This is a genomic window from Janthinobacterium sp. 1L-D-8-B-C4 (genome assembly GCF_057291295.1).
Genome location: NZ_JBXAVX010000030.1, coordinates 1 through 15986, shown reverse-complemented (window position 1 = coordinate 15986; position 15986 = coordinate 1). Strand labels below are relative to the sequence as shown.

At 62.9% G+C, this 15986-nt stretch carries 16 protein-coding genes and 1 tRNA gene; 8 read left to right on the top strand and 9 right to left on the bottom strand.

All coding sequences use genetic code 11. From position 1 onward, the window contains the following. Positions 1-110 precede the first annotated feature (110 nt). Positions 111-1064 carry an NAD(P)H-dependent flavin oxidoreductase gene (locus AC0Z42_RS29460; RefSeq protein ID WP_485471608.1) on the bottom strand — a complete coding sequence of 318 codons (954 nt, stop codon included), beginning with the start codon at positions 1062-1064 and terminating at the stop codon, positions 111-113. A gap of 224 nt (positions 1065-1288) precedes the next feature. On the opposite strand from AC0Z42_RS29460, the gene AC0Z42_RS29455 reads away from it, so the two are divergent. Beyond that, on the top strand, positions 1289-1969 hold the full coding sequence (locus tag AC0Z42_RS29455; protein ID WP_485471607.1) for a hypothetical protein: 681 nt from the start codon (positions 1289-1291) through the stop codon (positions 1967-1969). Here AC0Z42_RS29455 and AC0Z42_RS29450 read toward each other — a convergent pair. Next, positions 1966-2871, bottom strand: a complete 906-nt coding sequence (locus AC0Z42_RS29450) for an MBL fold metallo-hydrolase (protein WP_485471606.1) — start codon at positions 2869-2871, stop codon at positions 1966-1968. The genes AC0Z42_RS29455 and AC0Z42_RS29450 overlap by 4 nt on opposite strands. Before the next feature lie 7 nt (positions 2872-2878). After that, positions 2879-3118, bottom strand: coding sequence for a DUF1289 domain-containing protein (locus AC0Z42_RS29445; protein ID WP_485471605.1), 240 nt, complete (start codon positions 3116-3118; stop codon positions 2879-2881). A gap of 224 nt (positions 3119-3342) precedes the next feature. Here AC0Z42_RS29445 and AC0Z42_RS29440 point away from each other — a divergent pair, with 224 nt between their 5' ends. Together AC0Z42_RS29440 and AC0Z42_RS29435 are read left to right on the top strand one after the other, a co-directional pair. Then, positions 3343-3756 (top strand): CopG family transcriptional regulator, encoded by a 414-nt coding sequence (locus AC0Z42_RS29440; RefSeq protein WP_485471604.1) that lies wholly within the window; start codon positions 3343-3345, stop codon positions 3754-3756. Positions 3757-3819: 63 nt separating this feature from the next. Next, positions 3820-5103 (top strand): extracellular catalytic domain type 1 short-chain-length polyhydroxyalkanoate depolymerase, encoded by a 1284-nt coding sequence (locus AC0Z42_RS29435; protein ID WP_485471603.1) that lies wholly within the window; start codon positions 3820-3822, stop codon positions 5101-5103. On the opposite strand, the gene AC0Z42_RS29430 is transcribed toward AC0Z42_RS29435, so the two are convergent. From AC0Z42_RS29430 to AC0Z42_RS29420, 3 genes are all read right to left on the bottom strand, one after another. After that, positions 5087-6235, bottom strand: coding sequence for a response regulator (locus AC0Z42_RS29430; RefSeq protein ID WP_485471602.1), 1149 nt, complete (start codon positions 6233-6235; stop codon positions 5087-5089). The genes AC0Z42_RS29435 and AC0Z42_RS29430 overlap by 17 nt on opposite strands. Positions 6236-6239: 4 nt before the next feature. Beyond that, positions 6240-9302 carry a response regulator gene (locus AC0Z42_RS29425; protein WP_485471601.1) on the bottom strand — a complete coding sequence of 1021 codons (3063 nt, stop codon included), beginning with the start codon at positions 9300-9302 and terminating at the stop codon, positions 6240-6242. A 96-nt stretch (positions 9303-9398) separates the two neighbouring features. Continuing rightward, the gene (locus tag AC0Z42_RS29420; RefSeq protein WP_485471600.1) at positions 9399-9614 is read right to left on the bottom strand and encodes a cysteine-rich CWC family protein; all 216 of its coding nucleotides are present in this window, start codon (positions 9612-9614) and stop codon (positions 9399-9401) included. Between the two features lie 201 nt (positions 9615-9815). Here AC0Z42_RS29420 and argB point away from each other — a divergent pair, with 201 nt between their 5' ends. Continuing rightward, the gene (gene argB, locus AC0Z42_RS29415) at positions 9816-10739 is read left to right on the top strand and encodes an acetylglutamate kinase (RefSeq protein ID WP_485471599.1); all 924 of its coding nucleotides are present in this window, start codon (positions 9816-9818) and stop codon (positions 10737-10739) included. A 61-nt stretch (positions 10740-10800) separates the two neighbouring features. Then, positions 10801-10875 (top strand) — tRNA-Thr (locus AC0Z42_RS29410). Between the two features lie 147 nt (positions 10876-11022). On the opposite strand, the gene AC0Z42_RS29405 is transcribed toward AC0Z42_RS29410, so the two are convergent. Continuing rightward, positions 11023-11931, bottom strand: coding sequence for a TraB/GumN family protein (locus AC0Z42_RS29405; protein WP_485471598.1), 909 nt, complete (start codon positions 11929-11931; stop codon positions 11023-11025). Between the two features lie 42 nt (positions 11932-11973). Here AC0Z42_RS29405 and AC0Z42_RS29400 point away from each other — a divergent pair, with 42 nt between their 5' ends. From AC0Z42_RS29400 to pabB, 3 genes are all read left to right on the top strand, one after another. Next, positions 11974-12708, top strand: a complete 735-nt coding sequence (locus AC0Z42_RS29400) for an HAD-IA family hydrolase (protein ID WP_485471597.1) — start codon at positions 11974-11976, stop codon at positions 12706-12708. Between the two features lie 102 nt (positions 12709-12810). Beyond that, positions 12811-13386 carry a nucleoid occlusion factor SlmA gene (slmA, locus tag AC0Z42_RS29395; RefSeq protein ID WP_485471596.1) on the top strand — a complete coding sequence of 192 codons (576 nt, stop codon included), beginning with the start codon at positions 12811-12813 and terminating at the stop codon, positions 13384-13386. A gap of 19 nt (positions 13387-13405) precedes the next feature. Further along, entirely contained in the window at positions 13406-15241 is a 1836-nt protein-coding gene (pabB, locus tag AC0Z42_RS29390; protein ID WP_485471595.1) for an aminodeoxychorismate synthase component I, read from the top strand. Here pabB and AC0Z42_RS29385 read toward each other — a convergent pair. Both AC0Z42_RS29385 and AC0Z42_RS29380 read right to left on the bottom strand, forming a co-directional pair. Beyond that, positions 15238-15597, bottom strand: a complete 360-nt coding sequence (locus AC0Z42_RS29385; RefSeq protein ID WP_485471594.1) for a DUF1428 domain-containing protein — start codon at positions 15595-15597, stop codon at positions 15238-15240. The genes pabB and AC0Z42_RS29385 overlap by 4 nt on opposite strands. A gap of 123 nt (positions 15598-15720) precedes the next feature. Next, positions 15721-15986 (bottom strand): hypothetical protein (locus AC0Z42_RS29380; RefSeq protein WP_485471593.1); only part of this gene is annotated, 266 nt, incomplete at its 5' end.

Below are 15986 nucleotides of genomic sequence, written 5' to 3'. Positions count from 1 at the left end.
ATGGCTTCTTGGTCATGATGGATTCCTCTGGATGTCACTATTTTCTCAAATTAGTGACCCTCCATCAAATCCGGGCTAGCTCAGTCCGACCCCAGTATTTGCCGTTGGGTCTACAGCTTCAACCGCGCGCGCGCCGCCTCGTATTCGGCCGTCAAACGATCCACCATCTCGGCCACCGTCGGTACATCGTCCATCAAGCCCACGCCCTGGCCGGCGCCCCAGATATCGCGCCAGGCCTTGGCGCTGCCAGAGCCGAAATTCATCGCCGTCTTGTCCGCTTCCGGCAGCGCTTCCGGGTCCAGCCCGGCCGCCTCGATCGACTTTTTCAGGTAGTTACCGTGCACGCCGGTAAACAGGTTGGTGTAGACGATGTCGGCCGCGCTCGAATCGACGATGGCGTCGCGGTAGCCGTCGCTGACGTTCGATTCCTGCGTTGCCAGCCAGCGCGAACCGATATACGCAAAGTCGGCGCCCATCGCCTGCGCAGCGAGCACGGCGTCGCCGGTGGCGATCGAGCCTGACAGTGCCAGCGGACCGTCGAAGAACTTGCGCACTTCACCCACCAGCGCGAACGGCGACAGGGTGCCCGCATGGCCGCCGGCGCCAGTGGCCACCAGGATCAGGCCGTCGACGCCCGCCTCCAGCGCCTTTTTGGCGTGGCGGATCGAGATCACGTCGTGCAGCACGATGCCGCCATAACTGTGGATGGCGTCGAGCATTTCTTTCGGTGGCGCGCGCAAGGATGAAATGATGATGGGCACACGATGCTTGACGCACACTTCCACGTCATGCGCGAGGCGGTCGTTCGACTGGTGCACGATCTGGTTGACGGCGATCGGCCCAACTTTTTTGTCAGGATTGGCCACCTGGAAGGCGGCCAGTTCGGCTTGCAGGTCGGTCAGCCAGGTGTCGAGCAGTTCGGCCGGGCGCGCGTTCAATGCCGGGAACGAGCCGACGATGCCGGCCTTGCACTGCGCCGCAACAAGGGCCGGGCCGCTGGCGATAAACATCGGCGAGGCGATAACGGGAAGGGACAGGTTTTGCAGTGCTGCAGGCAATGCCATGGCGGACTCGCTGAAAGTGGATTGATCGAAGATGCGTCGGTCGATTATAAGACGAAAAAAGTACGAGCGTGCTGATTTTTTTCCTGCAGGCTGTAGAGGCCCGCTTCCACTGCCAGCCTTTGCCAGCAGGGCGCAAGGCATGCGCACGATAGAAAGATATTGCTGTTTTGGTATTGCATGAAGGTATGATTTGCAGCCATCCCCAACAGATTTGTCGAGCCTCCATGACTGCCCTTTCCACAAGCTGTATTGCGGCCCTGCTGCTGTCGGCCATCGCGCCATTCACTCACGCCGCCGAACTCGATCTCAGCGATTGCGACATCCTGACTGGCGGCAAGGCCGCCGCCACCTATAAGAACTGGCTGCAAACCAATGGCCGCGAAGCCGACGGTGGCGACCGCGAGGCGATCCGTAACCGCGCTGCCGTTGCCAGCAACCTGCTGGCCTGCCATGAAGAAAAACTGACGGGCGACAGCGGCTGGAGCGTGATCGAGACGAGTGCCAGCGGCAAGAATGCGGGCGATACGCAAAGCACGCTGCCGCCGGGCATCGCCAATATCCAGAAGAATGCCGCCGCCTTCAAAAGCCTGAAGGACGCCGTGCGCTACAGCCACCAGGCTGGCGCCTTCGATCCCGGCTACAAGAGCGTTTCGGCGCAGACCGTGGCGCGCTATGCCAGCGCGCTGCCGGAATTGCTCGAACAAGGCTATGAGGACGCGGCTGGCGCATATGAATTTGACTGCGTGCTGAAACGTTCATTCGGCAAGCGCGTCAAAGCCATCTCGTGCACGATCGACCGTACCACGCGCGCGCAGCTGTTGCCGCTGGTGGCGCCCGAGCGGCGCCAGGTGCTCGATGCGCAAGGACGTGCCTGGGCTGAAAAAGTGCCGGCGAAAGGCGCCTAGTTAATCAAATCAGCGCCATCCACGCGCGCCGCATCGGCCTTGAGCAGTTGCGCCACCGCCCACTCGGCCAGGGCATTGACTTCCTGGTGCAGGAAGCGGCGGTTCGCCTCGCGGAACAGCGGCATATTGTCCAGCAAGGCCGGCACCTCGGCCAAGGCGATACGCTGGCGCTCAAGCAGCAGGAACTTCAACAGCACTTTCACCGCATTTTGCGCATTGCGCGCCGGTTCCGACGACAAGTAATCGAGGCGTGAAAAAGCGCGTGCCAACGCTCCCTTCGCATCGGCAAACGGCCGCCCATGACCCGGGATGACGACACGGATATCGAGGCCGGCGATCAGCTCCAGCGTGGCGCGCGCCTCGGCAAAACCCGATTCGCCTTCCAGCTCCGGAAAGATCACGCCAAAGCCGTTTTCCCACAGCGCGTCGGCCGACACCAGGATGCCTTCCTCGGCGCAGTAAAAAATCAATGAATGGGGATCGTGGCCAGGCGCGCCCAGCGCCTGCCAGGCCATGTCGGCCAGGACGAGGGTGTCGCCGGGAGCGACGGTGGCGTCAAAACCGAAGCGCGGGCATTGCTGGCCGGTGGCCCTGAAGCTGAGCGCATCGGTATCCCAGGCGCGCACCTTGTCCGCTTCCGACACGGTAATCGATGTGTGGCAGCCGTATTCGGCCTGCAGCAGCGCATTGCCGCCGCAATGGTCCGAATGCAGATGGGTATTGAACAGGCGGGCCAAAGGCCGCCCCTGCAGGCTGTGGCGCAGCAGCGCCAGCGTCTGCGGCGCGTGCGTGACATAGCCGCTGTCGATCAGCGCCACCTCATCGCGGCCGTGCAGCACGATATTGTTCGACGATAGCCAGCCGCGCTCGAACACTTCGATGGAGTCGGGCAGCAGCTTCATCGCGTTCTCAGTAATCGGGTTCGAAATCGAGCAGCGACTCGCGCCCTGGCAGCTGGGCCCAGACGGCGCGCTTGAAGTCGTCGTCGGCCTTGCTCCAGGCGATGATCTCGTCGAGCGTGCGCAGGCAGCCCTCGCACAAGCCGCTGTTGCGGTTCATCTTGCACAGGCTGACGCAGGGCGACGGCACCGGCGTGGACAGGGCTGGGGAAACGACTGGCGCGATATCGACCATATGAAGGAAGGGCATCTTTGTACGGGAACTGCATTATGCCGCGAAACGGGCGACGTTGGCGTTGCCGAAAATACTGCCGGATCAATAAGAGTGCACACTTTTTTACGCGTATTTCACATTCTGTAGGACAACAACCCCAGCCAAAATCAGACAGGAAAGACTTGACTGACATTAATTCAGGCCTATACTACCATCCATACAGATGGCAATTGGATGCCACATGGAGTTTATGGAGCGATATGGCCACGCAAGAGAACAAGCCCAAAATCGGGGAATCGGAAAAAATTACCATCAACCTGGGCCTGATCGACCTGGGCCAGATTGACCTGCTGGTACAGGAGGGATTTTATTCCAACCGCACGGACCTGATCCGTACGGCGATACGCAACCAGTTGGGCACGCACGCTGACGTAGTGAAGCAGACGGTGGCGCGGCGCAGCCTGGTATTGGGGATGCAGCACTATTCACGCGCCGACCTCGAGGCGATACAGGCTGCCGGACAGCGGCTGCAAATACAGGTACTGGGGCTGGCCAGCATTGCCAGCGACGTATCGGTGGAACTGGCCCTGGCCACCATCGAATCGATTTTTGTATTAGGTGCCCTGCACGCCAGCACGGTCGTCAAGACGGCTCTCGCAGGGCGAATTCACTAGCGCGACGGTGGCGGCAAGTTGCCGGACCGGTTGCGCAAACCCAAGCAACAGTTAAGGACTGCCATGAAACTACCGCACGACATGATGGCGCAAATGCGCGCCGCCACCAGCAAGCTGATGGGCAACAACGGCCCGCAGGCCGCCACCGAAGCGATCCAGAACGCGCTGTCGGCCGCCGGCCTGATGCCGTCCGCAGGTGCAGCAACGCCTGCGCCGCAGGCGGCAGGCACGCCGCAACAACGCCCGATGCAGGATATCAATCCGCCGCCGGCGAACAGCCAGGCGAAAGCTTCGCAGCCGGAAGCGACTCAGGCACAAGCGGCCCCGGTGCCGCCCTCGCCGGCGCAGGCGGCGCAGGAATTTGCCCAGGACTTCATGGCACGCCTGGGCGTGCCGGCCGGCCTGGGCCAGCACAGCTTCGACATGCCCAGCTTCGAGATGCCGAATTTCCAGCCGTCCGGCATCCCCGGTTTCGGCGGCCCGGCAGCGAGCCGCGCCCCTCTTCCCGAAGGCGCGCAGTTCATCGACGGCAGCTATGCCAACCATGCGGGTACGCGCTCGTACAAGCTGTATATCCCCAGCAGCTACCATGGCCAGGCGATGCCGCTGATCGTGATGCTGCACGGCTGCACGCAAAATCCCGACGACTTTGCCGCCGGCACGCAGATGAATGCGGTGGCCGAGGAAAAGCAGTGCTTCGTGGTCTACCCGGCGCAAACCCAGGGCGCCAACAGCTCGCGCTGCTGGAACTGGTTCAATGCGATCGATCAGCAGCGCGACCAGGGCGAACCGTCGCTGATCGCCGGCATCGCCCAGCAGATCATCGAAGAGTATCCGGTCAATGAACGCGAAGTGTTCGTTGCCGGCCTGTCGGCGGGCGGCGCCATGGCCGTCATTGTCGGCACCCTGTATCCGGAACTGTTTGCCGGCGTCGGCGTGCATTCGGGCCTGCCCTTCGCTTCGGCGCAGGACTTGCCGTCGGCGCTGTCGGCCATGAAAGGCGGCGCCATGTCCAGGCGCCAGGCGCCCGAAGGCGGCGTGCCGATCATCGTTTTCCACGGCGACCGCGACACCACCGTCAACCTGCGCAATGGCGAAGAAGTGATTGCGCAAGCGGTGCGCGGCCAGGATGCGACAGCCGACTCGATCGACGGCAGCGTGCCCAATGGCCACAGCTACACGCGCACCACGCACAGCCAGGCCGACGGCTCGCCGCTCGGCGAATACTGGGTGATCCACGGCGCCGGCCACGCCTGGTCGGGCGGCAGCAACAGCGGCAGCTATACCGACGGCAAGGGGCCGGACGCCAGCCGCGAAATGATGCGCTTCTTTACGACCCTGGGCTGAACGCCGCAAGCTGGCACTGCTTGTCCGTCACCTCGCGCACGCCATCGGCGTAGCGGCTGGCGATGGCCTGGAACTGGTCCTGGATGCGCAGAAAGGCGTCGACGATGTCGGCGTCAAAATGCGTACCGCGCCCTTGCGCGATGATTTTCACGGCCTCTTCGTGGCGCATGCCGTCCTTGTAGATGCGGCAGGAAATGAGCGCGTCGTAGACGTCGGCCAGCGCCATCAAACGCGCCGAGACGGGGATCTGTTCGCCGGCCAGGCCCAGCGGATAGCCGCTGCCGTCCCATTTTTCATGGTGGCTGTAGGCGATCTCTTTTGCGTACTTCAAAAAATCGACCTCGATGCCCAGCTCACGCTCGGCCGCCAGGATGGCGTCGCGCCCCAGGGTGGTATGGGTCTTCATGATGGCCATTTCATGCGGCTCGAAGCGGCCTGGTTTCAGCAGGATATGGTCGGGGATGCCGACCTTGCCGATATCGTGCAGGGGCGCCGTCTTGAACAGCAGTTCGATATTCTTGTCGGTCAAAAAATCGCGGAAACTCGGCAAATGGCGCACCTGCTCGGCCAGCGCTTTCAGATAATGCGAAGTGCGGCGGATATGGTTGCCCGTTTCGCTGTCGCGCGTTTCGGCCAATGAGGCCATGGCGTGGATGGTAACGTCCTGCAGCGCCGCCACCTCCTGCACCCGGCGTTCCACTTCGCTTTCCAGGTAATGGTTCTGGTCGCGCAAAAAGTCCTGCATGCGCTTCATGCCCAGCTGCGTCTTGATGCGCGCCAGCACCAGCGGCGCCGAAATCGGCTTGGTAATGTAATCGACGGCGCCCAGCGCCAGGCCCAGCTGCTCGTCGGCCACCTCGCTCATGGCGGTCACAAAAATGACGGGGATATTGGCGGTGGCCGGATCGGCTTTCAGCGCGCGGCACACGTCGTAGCCGCTCATGCCGGGCATCATGATGTCGAGCAGGATCAAATCGGGCTGGTCGCTGCCTGCGGCGATCTTCAGGGCGCGCTCGCCATTGACGGCGATCTTGGTGCGGTAATCATCTTCGAGCACCGCGCGCAGCAGGTCGATATTGTCGGGGGTGTCGTCAACCACCAGGATGGTCGGCTTGCTGTTCAATGCCTTCATGTGTCTATCCTGTTTGTCCTGTCTGCAGTGTCACATCGAGCGCGGTGGCCACTTCGCCCAGCTGCGCCAGCGCACCTTCAAAATCGTATTGCCCCAGCATGCGTTTCAACTGGCGCGCATGTTCGGCCTGGCCGGCCGCCACCAGCATCGGCGCAATGCCGTCGAGATGCTTCACCGCCTGCGCATCGTCCTGCAGCAGTAATTGCGACAGCTCGCGCAAGCGCGTTTCCAACTGCGCGCGATCGACTGCCGCCACCGCCGCACCCTGCTTTGGCGCGGTCCTTTCCTGCATCGCTTGCGCGATCTTCGGCACCAGTTCATCAAGCGCCAGGGTGCACGCTTCCAGCGCCTGCGGCAAGCCGTCATGCGAACCGAGACTGAGCAAGTGCTCGACCCGCGCCGCGCTGTCGGCCAGGCCGCCAGCGCCGATATTGCCGGCCAGTCCCTTCAGGGTATGGGCTTCCCTGATCGCCGTTTCCAGCTGATTGTTCTCGATCGCGGCAGCGATGCGCGGCATGGTGTCGAACTGGGTTTCCACAAAGCGCTCCAGCAATTTTCGCATCAAACCGGCATTGCCGCCCACACGGCGCAAGGCCTCGGCCATCATCAATCCCGGCACCACCGGCAAGGCAGCTTCCGGCTGCGCGACTGGCACCGCCACATCGTGCGGCGCGCTTGGGGCCACCCAGCGCGCCAGGGTGCCGAACAACTGCGCCACGTCGATCGGCTTGGCGATGAAATCGTTCATGCCCGCGTCCAGGCATTTCTCCTTGTCGCCGACCATCGCGTTGGCCGTCATGGCGATCACCGGCAGGTTCGAATAGCGGGGGTCCTGGCGCAGCTTGCGCGTGGCTTGGTAGCCGTCCATCACCGGCATCTGGCAATCCATCAGCACCCCGTCATACCTGTTTTCGGCGATTTTCGCCAGCGCGATGGCGCCGTTGCCGGCGATGTCGACGCGGATGCCGGCGTCGCTCAATATCTGCTGCGCCACTTCCTGGTTCACCTCATTGTCTTCCACCAGCAGCAACCAGGCGCCGCGCAAGGCGCGTTCGTCTTCCTTGTAGCTGCTCTGGCGCTGCGTCTTGCGGCTTTGCCCGGTGACGCCGCCAAACACAAAGGCAATCTGGTCGAGCAGGGTCGAGGCGCTGACCGGCTTGTTCAACACGCCGTCCAACGGCAGCTCGCGCTGGCGCGCCGCCTCCAGCAGCGCCTCGCGATGATACGCCGTGACCATGATGCAGGCCGGCGTGGTGTCGATGCCCTTCGCTTCCGCGCGGATGCCTGCCAGCGCATCGAGGCCATTCATGCCCGGCATTTTCCAGTCCATCAGCAGCAGGCCGAACGGGCGTCCTTCGGCGCGTGCCTGCTCCACCGCAGCGATGGCCAGCACGCCACCGCTGACGGCGCGCGCCTCGAAGCCGAGCGCCGTGAGCATGCTGACGAAAATCTCGCGCGCGCTGGGGTTGTCGTCGACCACCAGCATGCGCAGCCCGGCAAATTGCGGCGGCAGCGGTTGCCGATGCGGCAGCTGGTCGCGGCGCACGGCGGCCAGGCCGAAGCGGGCCGTAAAGAAAAAGGTGCTGCCCACGCCCGCTTCGCTGTCGAGGCCTATCTCGCCTTCCATCATTTCCACCAGGCGCTTGCTGATGGTCAGCCCCAGGCCCGTGCCGCCATGGTGGCGCGTGGTCGAGGTATCGGCCTGGGTAAATGCCTGGAACAATTTGCTGCGCTGGGGCGGCGTCAGGCCAATGCCGGTGTCGCGCACGTCGACCCGCAGCACGGCCGCATGGTCTTCCAGCTGGCGCAGGCGAATGGTGACGACGATCTCGCCCTTCTCGGTAAACTTGATGGCGTTGTTGGTCAGGTTGATCAGCACCTGGCCAAGGCGCAGCGGATCGCCCTGCAGCGCATTGGGCACGTCGGCGGCCACATCGAACAGCAGTTCCAGGCCCTTGTCCTGGGCCCGCATCACGGACAGGTCGGCGATCTGCGCCAGCACGTCTTCAAGGAAAAAATCAACCCGCTCGAACGTCATCTTGCCGGCCTCGATCTTGGAAAAGTCGAGGATGTCGTCGATGATGGCCAGCAGGTTCTTCGACGCCGACTCGACCTTGTCGAGGTAGTTGCGCTGGGTCGGCGTCAGCTCCGTCTGCAGCGCCAGGTGGGTCATGCCGATAATGCCGTTCATCGGCGTGCGGATTTCATGCGACATATTGGCGAGAAAATCGGACTTCATCTTGGTCGCATCTTCGGCCACCTCCACCGCATGGCGCAGGTCCTGCTCCAGCGCCAGGCTGATGCTCATGTTCTTCAGCGCCTGCATCAGTTCGCCCGTCTCGTCACGCGAATCGACGTCGATCACGGAACTCAGGTCGCCATTGGCCACGCGCGTGGCGATCGCCACCGCCTGTCCCAGCGGGCGCGTGATCGAGCGCGCCGACCAGGCAAACGCCAGGCCCACCAGCAGCGCCGCCAGGCCGATGCCGCCCATCAGCAACAAGGAGGTATCGATATCACTGCGGATGCGCGCCGCGCTGTCGCTGATCTGCCGTTGCTGCAGGCCGTCGAGCTGGCCCACGTACAGCAGCACCTGCTCGAGCATCGGCAAGGCGCTGGTCTGCAAGGTCGTTTCGGCATCCGCATGTTCGCTACGCGCCACCTGGCCGAAGATCTGGCGCAGCGCCAAAAAGTAGTCGGCGCGCGCGCGGCGGATCTGCTGCAGCAGCTGCCTTTCTTCGGCACGCGCATCGAGGCTTTCGAGGATCCGCATCTGGCCATCGATGCCCTCCTTGATCGCTTCCAGGCGGGCCTGGTTTTCCCGCCGCAGCGCCTCGCTTTGCAGGATCGGCAGGCTGACGATGCGGGTGGCCGCTTCGCGCGCCATTGCATGGATCTTGCCCGTCGCCTTGGAGGCGACCCATTCGCGCTGCAGGATATCGTCGGTCTCGGCGCGGATGGCATAGATGCGGCTGCCCGACAGCACGATCACTACCAGCATCAGCACGATCAGAATGGCGTAGCCCGCATTGATGCGCACGCCGATGCGGATATCCCTGAAACGCATGACTATTTCCTAAAAGAAACTCTCAATAGCGCAGTCTGAGGGGGTTGCCCCGGCCAAGGCAAGATCAAATGCAAAGGAAACCGCCAGTGGCCGCGCTTATTTCGCTGGCGAAGTGCCAGTCGGCGGCACCGGCAAGCCGGCAATATGCGCGCGCAGGCAGGCAGGGCACCAGCAGCCGGTGGCGGTGCTGCCGGGCAGCGGCACGGGCATGGGCACCGCCGGTGGCAGGGCCGTACACCAGCACGGTCCGCTGGCTGATGGGTCGGCCTGGCCACAGCTGAAAGTAGCGCCGCAAAGTGTGCAGATGCTCATGGATACTATTGAATTGATAACTGTGTGAGACGCCGGTTCTTCGCGCGAGGCAGGTGTAACTGGCAGTAAAAAGGCTGGCTGGCATGCATATCGGGCCAGACTATAGGATCGCCAGGGAAAATACAACAGGATCGTCCTATAATGCCTCCAGGATTTTCGTCTTCCCTGTAAAATCCACCCTATCTTTTTTCCGGACTCGCCATGAATCAACTCGCTAAATTGAACCTGGACACGAATGACGACTTGACGGCCGTATCGCCGCAAATCAAGGCGCAGATTCTGGCCGAGGCCCTGCCCTACATCCGTAATTTCCACGGCAAGACCATCGTCATCAAATACGGTGGCAATGCCATGACCGACGAGCGCCTCAAGCACGGCTTCGCGCGCGACGTGATCCTGCTCAAGCTGGTCGGCATGAACCCGGTGGTGGTGCACGGCGGCGGACCGCAGATCGACAATGCGCTGAAAAAAATCGGCAAGCAAGGCACCTTCGTGCAAGGCATGCGCATTACCGACGAAGAAACCATGGAAGTGGTGGAGTGGGTGCTGGGCGGCGAAGTGCAACAGGACATCGTCATGCTGATCAACCATTACGGCGGCCAGGCTGTCGGCCTGACCGGCAAGGACGGCGGCTTGATCCGCGCGCGCCGCATGCAGATGCCTGACCGCGAAAAACCGGGCGAGTTCCTCGACATCGGTTTCGTCGGCGAGATCGACGCCATCAATCCGGCCGTCGTCAAGGCGCTGCAGGACGACGCTTTCATTCCCATCATCTCGCCGATCGGTTTCGGCCAGGACGGCCAGGCCTACAACATCAACGCCGATGTGGTGGCCGGCAAGATCGCGGAAATCCTGAAAGCGGAAAAGCTGATCATGATGACCAATATCGCCGGCGTGCAGGACAAGCAGGGCAACCTGGTGACCGACCTGTCGGCGCGCGAGATTGACGAGATGTTCGCCGACGGCACGATTTCGGGCGGCATGCTGCCAAAAATCTCGTCCGCGCTCGACGCCGCCAAGTCCGGCGTGAACACGGTGCACATCATCGATGGCCGCATTGAACACTCATTGTTGCTGGAAGTGTTGACCGAACAGGCTTTTGGTACTATGATCCGTTCGCACTAAAAAAAACGCGAGACATCGCGAGCAGCATGGCGGCGCACTCACCTGGCGCCGCTTTCAATTTGCCCTTGTAGCTCAGTGGTAGAGCACTCCCTTGGTAAGGGAGAGGCCACGTGTTCGATCCACGTCAAGGGCACCATCAGCTTCGATCCGTATCTGAAAAAACGTCCATGACTGCGTTGCCTCGCCTCGCCGTACATTCGTACTGTCTTCGGCTCGGCGCCTTGTCCTGAACATTTTTCCATCTACTCTGCCGCCTGTGTTGCGCGGCTGAGCTGAATCCAACTCAATAAATCCGCTCTACCTTCAGGCCCTTCTTGCGCAGGAGGTCGGGGACGCTTTGCTTGCCCACCAGGTGCAGCACGCCGATGGCGGCCAGGCTGGACTTTTCCTGCTTGAGCAGGTTGGCGATGCCGTCGGCGAGTTTCGGGTTGCGGCCATCGAGCAACACTTTTTGCACGAAGCGGGCGGCGAACGAGGGGTCGGTGGCGGCTTTGGCGGCCAGGCGCTCGAAGGCGGCTGAATCGGCGGTGCGCCAGGCGTCGGCGATTTCGCGCGCTTCTTCTTTTTGATCCTTGTCCTCGATCGACGCTATGCTGTCTTCGAGGAAGCGGCATTGATCTTCCTGCGTCATGCCGCCGAACAGCGCCAGCTGGCTTTCCATCGATTCCAGTTCCAGCACCGGGATGCGGCGCTGCTTGGCCTGCTGCGACAAGTAAGTGTCGACGGCCAGGTCGGTGCGGTAGCCGAGCGTGGAAAATTCGCTGATGGCCAGCACGCTGGCCAGCATCCACGGCTTCATCGGCGCCGCCGCCTCGGGCGCAATGCCGTATTTCTGCAACAGCGGTGCCACGCGCGGTGCCAGGCTCTGGCGGCAGTCGGCAGCCAGCTTGCCGCCCGGCGCGTCCATGCCGTATTTGAACACGGCGCTGGCGGCCAGGCGCGGATCGGCGGTGGGGTCGATCTCCAGCGCCAGCGCGCCGGCCTCGTGCAAGGCGCGCGTGACGGTAGGCTCCAGCGGATAAAAATCGGGCGCGCCGACATGGATGGTGCCGAACAGGTACAGAGTGTGGCCAGCGTCCTGCACCTTGAACAGCGCACCGCGGTTGACGGCCACCAAAGGCGCTTCGGCAAAGGCTGCCGGCAGCGGCAGCAAGAATAATCCGCAGAACATCACTATAATCTGGCGTCGCATGGTTTTCCTGATCGTTAACTTCACATATTGGCAAACACTCTCGTGCCCGTGCTCCATCTTAATCGCTCCTCGCCCGTCTGGCTGTTCGACCTCGACAACACGCTGCACAACGCCTCGCACGCCATCTTCCCGCTCATCACGGCCAATATGAATACATATATTGCGCGCGTGCTCGGCGATGGCGTGACGCCGGCCGACGACGCCATCGTCAATGCGGCGCGCGCGGCCTACTGGCGCCGCTATGGCGCCACCTTGCTGGGCATGGTCAAGCACCACCAAGTGCCGGCCGCGCATTTTCTCAGCGAGACGCATGCCTTCAGCGACCTGCCGTCGATGATACGCGCCGAGCGGGGACTGGGCGCCTTGCTGCGGCGCCTGCCCGGCCGCAAGATCTTGCTGACCAACGCACCGCTGCGCTATTCGAGCGATGTGATGCGCCATTTGCGGCTGCGCCGGCATTTTACCCATCACGTGGCGATCGAAGCGATGCATGTGCACCGCCAGCTGCGGCCCAAGCCGTCGACCCTGATGCTGCGAAAACTGATGCGCAAGCACCACATCCAGCCCAGCCGTTGTATTTTGGTTGAAGATACCCTGGCCAATCTGAAGGGCGCCAAAAAGATCGGTTTGCGTACGGCATGGGTCACGCAATACCTGAAAATGGCCGATCCCATCGGCATGGCGCGGCTGCCAAAAGCGTTAAATCGCCCCGCTTATGTCGATGTCAAAGTAAAATCTGTCCGGCATTTGGCACGCCGCCTTCATCGCCTGCGCTGAAGGGGACCTTCTCCGCTGTCCGGCTGATCCCGGCTTGCGGGCCGCTAGCGGCGGTTTCGAACTCCCCTCAAGGCAGCATTTTTTTTAACTATAAGAGAAAACATGGCAAGCACACCGCCGGGCCAACGCAGGCTACAAATTCTTCAGGCCCTCGCCGCAATGCTGGAGCAGCCGAAAGGCGAAAAGATCACCACCGCCGCACTGGCCGCCAGGCTGGCCGTCTCCGAAGCGGCGCTGTACCGCCATTTCGCCAGCAAGGCGCAGATGTTCGAAGGGCTGATCGAATTCATCGAGTCGAGCGTCTTCGGCCTGATCAACCAGATCACGGAAAAGCACGCTGACGGCCTGTCGCAGACGCGCGACATGGTCGGCATGCTGCTCAATTTCGCCATCAGCAATCCGGGCATGACGCGCGTGCTGATCGGCGACGCGCTGGTCAATGAGGACGAGCGCCTGCAAGTGCGCATGAACCAGTTCTACGACCGCGTGGAACTGTCGCTCAAGCAGGCCTTGCGCGTGGCGGCCACCGAGGGCCACGGCAAGGAAAGCGAAGTGGCGGCGCGCGCCACCTTGCTGGTCAGCTTCGTCATCGGCCGCTGGCACCGCTACGCCAAGAGCGGCTTCAAGATCAATCCGTCCCAGGAAGCGGCGCTGCAAATCGCCATGCTGCTGGGCTGACCCTATCGCCGCTGTTGCCATGGGTACCGACTGCTACGCCCTGCTTGACGACGCCGCCAGCCCGGGCGCCGGCTCGCGCCTGTATACGGGCCTGGCAGGCGTGCTGCACTGCGAGGCGGGCGAACAGTGGCCGGCACTGCTCGATGGCCTGCAAGCGGCGTTAAAACGCGGCCTGCATGCCGTTGCCGTGTGCAGCTACGAACTGGGCGCGCATTTGCTGGCAATGGCGCCGCGCGCGGTTGATGGCGACGCGCCGCCGCTGGCGCAGGTGCTGCTGTTCGAGCACTGCACGCATTTGTCGCAGGATGAAGTGGCGCAGTGGCTGGCCGCGCAAGCCGGCGCGGTCGATGTACCGGCCGGCATCGCGGGCATCACCGCCAATATCGACCAGGCGCAGTTCAGCGCCGCGCTGGCCCGCATCCACGACTATATCGCCGCCGGCGACACCTACCAGGTCAATTACACGTATCGCTTGCGCTTCGACGCGTTTGGCGCGCCGGCCGCCCTGTATGCGCGGCTGCGCGCGCGCCAGCCGGTGCCGTATGGCGCGCTGCTGATGCTGCCCGATGGCGGCGCCCTGCTGTCGCTGTCGCCCGAACTGTTCGTGCGCCATGCGCAAGGAGCGCTGATGGCGCGGCCCATGAAAGGCACGGCGCCAGCCGCAGCGGAGCATCAAGCCGAAGAAAATGCGCGCCGCGCGCAGGCACTGTCGCAGGATCCGAAGAACCGCGCCGAAAACCTGATGATCGTCGACCTGCTGCGCAACGATATCGGCCGCATCGCCGTTACCGGCACGGTGAAGGTGCCGGCCCTGTTCGACGTAAAGCGCTACAGCAGCGTGCTGCAGATGACCTCCACCGTGCAGGCGCGGCTGCGCATGGACGCGACCCTGGCCGATATCTTCCAGGCGCTGTACCCGTGCGGCTCGATCACCGGCGCGCCCAAGCGGCGCAGCATGGAAATCATCGCCGAACTCGAACCTGCTGCGCGCGGCGTGTACACCGGCGCGATCGGCTGGTTCGATCCGCCAGCGGACACAGGTCACGCAGTGGGCGACTTCTGTATGTCGGTGCCGATCCGTACCCTGGCCTTGCAGCCGCCTGATCCGGCGACCGGCATCCGCCGCGGTGAACTTGGCGTCGGCGCCGGCATCGTGCATGACAGCGTGGCGCAAGACGAATACGCGGAATGCCTGCTCAAGGCGCGCTTCCTGACAGGGTTGGCGAACGACTTCGAACTGTTCGAGACGCTGCATGCCAGCCGCATCGATGGCTGCCGCCAGCAGGCGCGCCACCTGGCGCGGCTGGGCGCGTCAAGCGCGTACTTCGGCTTTGCCTGGGATGAAAGCGCCGCGGCCGCCGCGCTGCAGGCTGCCTGCGCCGGGCGGCTTGACGACCTGCCGTTCCGCCTGCGCCTGGCATTGCGGCACGACGGCGTGTTCAGCGTGCAAAGCGGCGCGCTGGCGCCGCTGCCCGCCACCGTCAGGGTGATGCTGGCGCCCGAGGCAACGGAAAGTAGCGACCTGTTCCTGCGCCATAAAAGCAGCGTGCGCGCCCGCTACGACGCCGCCTGGCGCGCGGCGGAAGCACACGGCTGCTTCGACATGCTGTTCTTTAACGAGAGGGGTGAGCTGACCGAGGGCGGGCGCAGCAATGTGTTCGTCCGGCTGGACGGCCGCTGGCATACGCCGCCGTTATCCTGCGGCCTGCTGCCCGGGGTGCAGCGCGCGGCCATGCTGGCCGATGCCGCCTGGGATGCGCAGGAAAGCATCATCACGCGTGCCATGCTGGATCAAGCGCAGCAGATCGTGGTGTGCAATGCGCTGCGCGGGGCGATGGTGGCAGAATTGATCTAGAGATCGATGCGCATCTCGTAGCCGCCATAGACCATGCGCTTGCCGTCGAACGGCAGATTGGCCGGGTCCATGTTCTCCTTCATGCGCGGATCTTTCATCACCTTGTCGTTGATCTCGTCGCGGCGGGCGCGCGATTCGTAGACGATCCAGGAAAAGATCACCACTTCGCCGTCCTGCAGGTCGACCGCCTGCGGGAACGAGGTCCACTTGCCCGGCTTGACATCGTCGGCCACGCATTCGCGGTATTCCAGCGCACCGTGGTCGCGCCAGATGGCGCCGCAGGCACGCGACATGGTCAGGTAGTCTTCCAGCCGGTCGCTGGGCACCGGCACCACGAATCCATCGACATACGCCATGATGTTCTCCTTGTCAGCAGTTGTAGAAAACTTCAGCAGACAGCTTAGGACAGCGATGACGGGAGAACAAGCACGGCTTTATGAAAAACCGGCGCGCGGGCTAATGCCGTTCAGTTAGTGTCCCTACGCTACCAGCGAACCTGCAAAACGGATTAAAACCCCAGTCGCCCGCACAGGCCCACCGGGCCAAGCGAGGCTGAAAATGTCGAGGGCAAGGCGCAGCGACGATGACAGTACGACTAGTACGGCAAGGAGCTGCAACGCCGCCATCGGCATTTTCTCAGGCTCGCGTCGCTGAACTGCCCCCCGAAAGTTGGACACAAACTTTCGGGGTTTTTTATGGCAAAGTACAGTATGCAATTCAAACTGGACGTTATCCAGCAATGTCT

Coding starts and splice junctions, on each gene's coding strand:
- AC0Z42_RS29460 (WP_485471608.1), bottom strand. CDS start 1,064: ATGGCATTGCCTGCAGCACTGCAAAACCTGTCCCTTCCCGTTATCGCC.
- AC0Z42_RS29455 (WP_485471607.1), top strand. CDS start 1,289: ATGACTGCCCTTTCCACAAGCTGTATTGCGGCCCTGCTGCTGTCGGCC.
- AC0Z42_RS29450 (WP_485471606.1), bottom strand. CDS start 2,871: ATGAAGCTGCTGCCCGACTCCATCGAAGTGTTCGAGCGCGGCTGGCTA.
- AC0Z42_RS29445 (WP_485471605.1), bottom strand. CDS start 3,118: ATGCCCTTCCTTCATATGGTCGATATCGCGCCAGTCGTTTCCCCAGCC.
- AC0Z42_RS29440 (WP_485471604.1), top strand. CDS start 3,343: ATGGCCACGCAAGAGAACAAGCCCAAAATCGGGGAATCGGAAAAAATT.
- AC0Z42_RS29435 (WP_485471603.1), top strand. CDS start 3,820: ATGAAACTACCGCACGACATGATGGCGCAAATGCGCGCCGCCACCAGC.
- AC0Z42_RS29430 (WP_485471602.1), bottom strand. CDS start 6,235: ATGAAGGCATTGAACAGCAAGCCGACCATCCTGGTGGTTGACGACACC.
- AC0Z42_RS29425 (WP_485471601.1), bottom strand. CDS start 9,302: ATGCGTTTCAGGGATATCCGCATCGGCGTGCGCATCAATGCGGGCTAC.
- AC0Z42_RS29420 (WP_485471600.1), bottom strand. CDS start 9,614: ATGAGCATCTGCACACTTTGCGGCGCTACTTTCAGCTGTGGCCAGGCC.
- argB (WP_485471599.1), top strand. CDS start 9,816: ATGAATCAACTCGCTAAATTGAACCTGGACACGAATGACGACTTGACG.
- AC0Z42_RS29405 (WP_485471598.1), bottom strand. CDS start 11,931: ATGCGACGCCAGATTATAGTGATGTTCTGCGGATTATTCTTGCTGCCG.
- slmA (WP_485471596.1), top strand. CDS start 12,811: ATGGCAAGCACACCGCCGGGCCAACGCAGGCTACAAATTCTTCAGGCC.
- pabB (WP_485471595.1), top strand. CDS start 13,406: ATGGGTACCGACTGCTACGCCCTGCTTGACGACGCCGCCAGCCCGGGC.
- AC0Z42_RS29385 (WP_485471594.1), bottom strand. CDS start 15,597: ATGGCGTATGTCGATGGATTCGTGGTGCCGGTGCCCAGCGACCGGCTG.